The organism is Actinomadura logoneensis (assembly GCF_003428695.1).
Lineage (GTDB): Bacteria > Actinomycetota > Actinomycetes > Streptosporangiales > Streptosporangiaceae > Spirillospora > Spirillospora logoneensis.
The window spans coordinates 1-5876 of the sequence record NZ_QURH01000871.1; the positions used below are offsets into that span (position 1 = coordinate 1).

Genomic DNA, 5876 nt, shown 5'->3' on the forward strand with positions numbered 1-5876 from the left:
CCGGCGCCGCGCCCGGGGCGTCCGGCGGGGCGTCGGGCGGTCCGCCGTCCGCGGCGACGGCCAGCGGCGGGATCACCAGGTTGTGCTCGCCCATGACGTCCAGCGGCTCGCGGCTGGTCGCGAGCACCCGCAGCCGGGGCGCGGCCCGCAGCAGCGTCTCGACCAGCGCCGCCGTGCCCTCGACCAGGTGCTCGCAGGTGTCCAGGACGAGCAGCAGCTCGCGGTCGGCCAGGTGCTCGCACAGCCGGTCGGTCTGGTCGCCCGCCGCCTGGCCGGGCAGCCCGAGCTTGTCGGCGACGTGCCGGGCGAGCAGGTCCGGCTCGCGCAGCGCGGACAGCTCCACCAGCCACGCGCCGCCCTCGTACCCGCCGCGCACCTCGGTGGCCAGCCGCAGCGCCAGCCGCGTCTTGCCGACCCCGCCGACGCCGGTCAGCGTGACCAGGCGTGAGCGGGCCAGCACGCGCCTGGCCTCGGCCAGCTCGCGCCGCCGGCCGATGAACCGGGTCACCTCGGCGGGCAGGTTGCCGCCGTGCCGGTCGTCCGCCAGTGCCGTCACCGGTCACCTCGTGGAGGGGAGGGAGCGAGAAGATGCGTTGCGTTCGTACCGTGGATCTCGGGGTGGACCTGTCGGGTGGATCTGTCGGGTGGATCTGCGGGGTGGATCTGTCGGACGGGAGCGTCAGGATGGCTGCATCGTACGCCGTCGGAGCTCCGGCCACCCGCGTATCGCGGGTCAATACGGCCGGTTACGGACGCCCTTCCCGCTCCACTCCCGCGGGCGCCCGCGCTCACCCTACGCTCGTCCCTCACCGCCGCCCCGGCAGTGTCCGGCATCGGCCGGTCGGCGAGCCGCCGTGTCCTTCCCGCCCGCCCAAACACCGCCCGTGTCCCGGCCGCCCGCGCCCCCGGACGCGGACGGCCGGGACCGGCAGGTCAGGAGGCGGCCGGGGCGGCCTCCAGGCGGACGACCACCGACTTCGACGTCGGGGTGTTGCTGACCTCGGCCGTGCTGTCGAGCGGCACCAGGACGTTGGTCTCCGGGAAGTACGCCGCCGCGCAGCCGCGCGCCGTCGGGTAGGCGATGACGCGGAAACCGGGGGCGCGGCGCTCGCTGCCGTCGGTCCATTCCGACACCAGGTCCACGGTCGCGCCGTCGGCGTGGCCGAGCGCGGCGAGGTCGTCCGGATGGACGAAGACCACGCGCCGCCCGGCCTTCACGCCCCGGTAGCGGTCGTCCAGGCCGTAGATCGTGGTGTTGTACTGGTCGTGGCTGCGGACGGTCTGGAGCAGCAGCCGTCCCTCCGGCACGCGCAGCACCTCCAGCGGGTTCACGGTGAAGTTCGCCTTGCCGGTCGCGGTCGGGAAGCGGCGGGAGTCGCGCGGCGCGTGCGGCAGCGTGAACCCGTCCGGGTCGCGCACCCGCGCGTTGTAGTCCTCGAAGCCGGGGACGACGCGCTCGACGTGGTCGCGGATGACGTCGTAGTCGCGTTCCATCGCGTCCCAGCGGATGCCGTGCCGGTCGCCGAGCACCCGGCGCGCCAGCCCGGTGACGATCGCCACCTCGGACCGCAGTTCGGGCGACGCGGGCGCGAGCCGTCCGCGCGAGGCGTGCACCATGCCCATCGAGTCCTCGACCGAGACGAACTGCTCACCGCCCGCCTGGACGTCCCGCTCGGTGCGGCCGAGCGCGGGCAGGATCAGCGCCCGCTCGCCGGTGACCGCGTGCGACCGGTTCAGCTTCGTGGACACCTGGACGGTCAGCCGGCAGTTGCGCATCGCCGCCTCGGTCACGTCCGAGTCGGGGGTGGCGCGGACGAAGTTGCCGCCCATCGCGAAGAACACCTTGACCGCGCCGTCCCGCATGGCGCGGATCGCGTCCACGGTGTCCAGGCCGTGCTCGCGCGGCGGCTCGAAGCCGAACTCGGCGGCGAGCGCGTCCAGGAAGGCCGCCTTCGGCTTCTCGTAGATCCCCATCGTCCGGTCGCCCTGCACGTTGGAGTGGCCGCGCACCGGGCACACGCCCGCGCCCGGACGGCCGATGTTGCCGCGCAGCAGCAGGAAGTTTACGATCTCCCGGATGGTCGGGACGGAGTTGCGGTGCTGCGTCAGGCCCATCGCCCAGCACACCACGATCCGCTTCGCCGCGAGGACGTCGCCGAGCGTCGCGGCGATCTCGCCCCGGGTCAGTCCGGTCGCGGCGAGGACGTCGTCCCAGTCCAGCGTCCTGGCGTGCTCGGCGAACGCGTCGAACCCGTGGGTGTGCTCGGCGATGAACGCCCGGTCGAGCGCGTCCGGGGCGTCCGACTCGAGCAGCATCCGGTTGAGGGCCTGGAAAAGCGCCAGGTCACCGTTCAGCCGGATCTGCAGGAACCGGTCGGCGAGCCGGGTGCCGTTCCCGACCACCCCGGACGGAAGCTGCGGGTTCTTGAACCGGATCAGCCCGGCCTCGGGCAGCGGGTTCACCGCGACGATCCGCGCGCCCGCCTTCTTCGCCCTCTCCAGCGCCGACAGCATCCGCGGATGGTTGGTGCCGGGATTCTGCCCCACGACGAAGACCAGATCGGCCTGGTGGAGGTCGTCCAGCAGCACCGAGCCCTTGCCGATCCCGATCGTCTCGGTCAGCGCCGACCCGGACGACTCGTGGCACATGTTGGAGCAGTCGGGCAGGTTGTTGGTGCCGAACGCGCGGACGAACAGCTGGTAGGCGAACGCGGCCTCGTTGCTGGTGCGGCCGGAGGTGTAGAAGACGGCCTCGTCGGGGGAGTCGAGCGCGTTCAGCTCCTGGGCGACCAGCCCGAACGCGTCGTCCCAGGAGATCGGCTCGTAGTGCGCCGACCCGGGGTGCCGGACCATCGGCTCGGTGAGCCGGCCCTGCTGGCCGAGCCAGTGGTCGGTGCGCGCGCCCAGCTCGTCCACGGTGTGCGCGGCGAAGAACTCGCGGGTGATCCGGCGGGTGGTGGCCTCCTCGGCGACGGCCTTCGCGCCGTTCTCGCAGAACTCGGCGGTGTGCCGGTGCCGCGACTCGGGCCACGCGCAGCCCGGGCAGTCGAACCCGTTCTTCTGGTTGACCCGGAGCAGCGTCAGCGCGGTGCGCTTCACCCCCATCTGCTCGTAGGAGTCGCGCAGGGCGGCCGTCACGCCCGGCACGCCCGCCGCCCACCGCTTCGGCTTCGTGACCTTCATCCCGGAGTCGTCGAAGTCCTCGCGCGGCGCCTCACGGCCCATCGTCCACACTCTTTTCTCGCCTTGGGGACTGCTCCCTCCCACTCTCGCACCTTTCGGTCGCGGGACGGCAACGCCGACCTCACGACCAGCGGAAACGGGCGGGCGCCACGGGACGCGACCCGGCGCGGAGAACCGCGGTGGCCGATGCGGCGGGCCACCGCGGGGTTGTCACCGGGGCGGGTTACGGCAGGGCGATCACTGCGACGTCTACGGCCGGGCGGTCACTGGGGCGGGCCGGAGGCGAGCGTGATCTGCTGGGTGACGGGCTGCCCGCCGGGCATCCGGTAGGTCAGCGCGACGCGGTCGCCCGGGTGGTGGCGGAGCAGCAGGTCGGTGAGCGTGTTCGGGGAGTCGACCGGCTCGCCGTCCAGGGCGGTGATGACCGCGCCGGTCGGGACGTCCAGCCGGTCGGCGGGGGTGTCGGGCAGCGTGGACGCCACCTCGGCGCCGCCGCCCTGCCCGCCGCCCTGCCCGCCGCTCTGTCCGCCGTCGGCGCTCTGCCCGCCGCTCCCGGTCCGGCCCGCGTCCACCGGCCGGACCTGGACGCCGAGCATCGCGGTCCGCCCGATGTGGATCTTCGCGCCGCCGTGCCCCTGCCGGATCTGCTCGGCGATCCCCAGCGCCCGGTTGATCGGGATCGCGAAGCCGCGGCCCTTGCCCTTCTTGGCCATCTTGAATCCGGCGGACGCGGCGGTGTCCATGCCCACGACCTCGCCCGAGGCGTTGAACAGCGGGCCGCCGGAGTCGCCCGGCCGGATCGCGGCGTCCGTCTCGATCAGCCCGGACAGCCGCTCGGACGACCCGTCGGAGTCGTCCCGCGCGATGACGGTCTGCTCCAGGGCGGTGACCCTGCCCTGGGCGATCTTCGGCGCGCCGCCCTTGCCGCCCGCGTTGCCCTTGGCGGTGACCGCGTCGCCCTCGGAGACCTTGCCCGAGTCGCCGAACGCGGCGGGCCTGAGCCCGGCGCCCTTCGCGCCGCTCAGCCGGATCACCGCCACGTCGTTCGACCGGTCGTAGCCGACGACGTGCGCGGGGAAGGTGCGGCCGGTGCGGGTGTCGGTCGCCTTGAGGGCGGTGGCGCCCTGGATGACGTGGTTGTTGGTGAGGACCAGGCCGTCGCGGTCGAGGATGATGCCGGTGCCCGCGGCGAGCGTGCCCCGGTAGCCCAGCTCGGTGTCGACGTTCACGATGCCGCCGCCGCGCACGCCTCCGGCGGGCCGGTGCACCGTGTACGGCGAGGACGACTGGGCGACGGCGGGGAGACCGGCCACCGGGCCGGTGAGGATGGGCCGGGCCAGAAGGAACGCCGCGAGCCCCGCCAGCGCCAGCAGCACCAGCCAGCCCGCGGCCGAGCGGGACCCGCCGGAACCGGGGGCGCCGTGGTCCTCGACAGGGTGCATCAGGCCCTCCTCCACGCCGCACGAACGCGGACGGGATACCCCCTGCGTCGCATTTACACCTCGGCGGCTCTACTCCATGAAACGCACCGGCAAGCGGAAATGTTCGGGAGTCGCGGGAGAAGGCGGTCCGGATCACAGGGATCCGGACATCCGCGACTCCCGTCTCCGGCTCAGACCTCGGTGACGACCTGGTCGAAGTCGAGGCGCGGGTTGCGCGGGAACCAGGCGTCCGGGCCGGGACGGCCGACGTTGACCACGGCGACCGGCTCGTGACCCGTGCCCTCGAGGAACTCGGCGCGGACGCCCTCGGCGTCGAAGCCGGTCATCGGTCCGGCGGCGAGGCCGGCGGCGCGGATGCCGACGATCAGGTAGCCGAGCTGAAGCGCGGTGTTGAACCGGGCCATCGCCGCGCGGCCGGGGTTGGCCTCCATCGCGTCGCGGGCGCCCGCGGCGTGCGGGAAGACGGTCGGCAGGTGCTCGTGGAAACCGGTGTCGGCGGCGACGATCAGCGTGAGCGGCGCGGTCGCCGTCTTCGGCCGGTTGCCCTCGGACATGTGCCGGAGAAGGCGCTCGCGGGCCTGCGGGGTGCGGACGGCCACCAGCCGCATCGGCTGGCTGTTCATCGCGGTCGGGCCGAACCGGACCAGGTCGTAGATCGCCTGGAGCTGCTCGTCGGTGACCGGGTCGGCGGTGAAGGCGTTGGCGGTGCGGGCCTCGCGGAACAGCAGGTCCTGGGCGGACGCGTCGAGTGCGAGCGCGTCGGTCGGCCGGACGTCGGGGTGCAGGGCGGTCATCGCGAAACCCTTTCTCACTGCTAACGGTTGAAACTTCAAACAACCTAACGCAGTGCGGCCCCGGGATATGCCGGATCGGGTGTGGGGGCTGTCACATCAGGTGATCACGCCAGGTCGGCGGCGCGCCGCCCGTGGGTCAGCCGCCCATTCCGGCGGACACGTACAGGGTGACCGGCTCGCCGTCCGCCAGGGGCCCGCCGTCCGCGGGATAGCTGCGCACCACCGAGCCGGACGGCCGGGACGACGGGACCCTGATCACCGCGCCCACCGGGATGTGCCGCTCGGCCAGCCGGTCGACCGCCGCCCGCGCGCCGAGACCCGCCACCGGCGGCACCGTGACCGTACCGTCCGTCCCGCCGGTGCCGGTGGAGGTGCCCCGCACCGGGGGCCCGCCGGGGCCGTCCCCGCCGGGCCCGCCGCCCACCAGCAGCGTCAGGCCGAGCACCAGCCCGGCCGC

The 5876-nt window shown here is 73.8% G+C and carries 5 protein-coding genes; all 5 read right to left on the bottom strand.

The features are described from left to right. Positions 1-556, bottom strand: a 556-nt coding sequence (locus DZF91_RS29385) for an AAA family ATPase (protein ID WP_235834646.1), incomplete at its 3' end; no start/stop codon positions are given. A gap of 377 nt (positions 557-933) precedes the next feature. Then, the gene (locus tag DZF91_RS29390; RefSeq protein ID WP_117360360.1) at positions 934-3225 is read right to left on the bottom strand and encodes an FdhF/YdeP family oxidoreductase; all 2292 of its coding nucleotides are present in this window, start codon (positions 3223-3225) and stop codon (positions 934-936) included. Between the two features lie 221 nt (positions 3226-3446). Further along, the gene (locus DZF91_RS29395) at positions 3447-4625 is read right to left on the bottom strand and encodes a S1C family serine protease (RefSeq protein WP_117360361.1); all 1179 of its coding nucleotides are present in this window, start codon (positions 4623-4625) and stop codon (positions 3447-3449) included. A gap of 170 nt (positions 4626-4795) precedes the next feature. Next, a complete protein-coding gene (locus DZF91_RS29400; RefSeq protein WP_117360362.1) occupies positions 4796-5419 on the bottom strand; it encodes a malonic semialdehyde reductase in 624 nt (207 codons plus the stop codon). A 136-nt stretch (positions 5420-5555) separates the two neighbouring features. Beyond that, the coding region (locus DZF91_RS29405) for a PASTA domain-containing protein (protein ID WP_147341441.1) at positions 5556-5876 on the bottom strand (321 nt) is incomplete at its 5' end.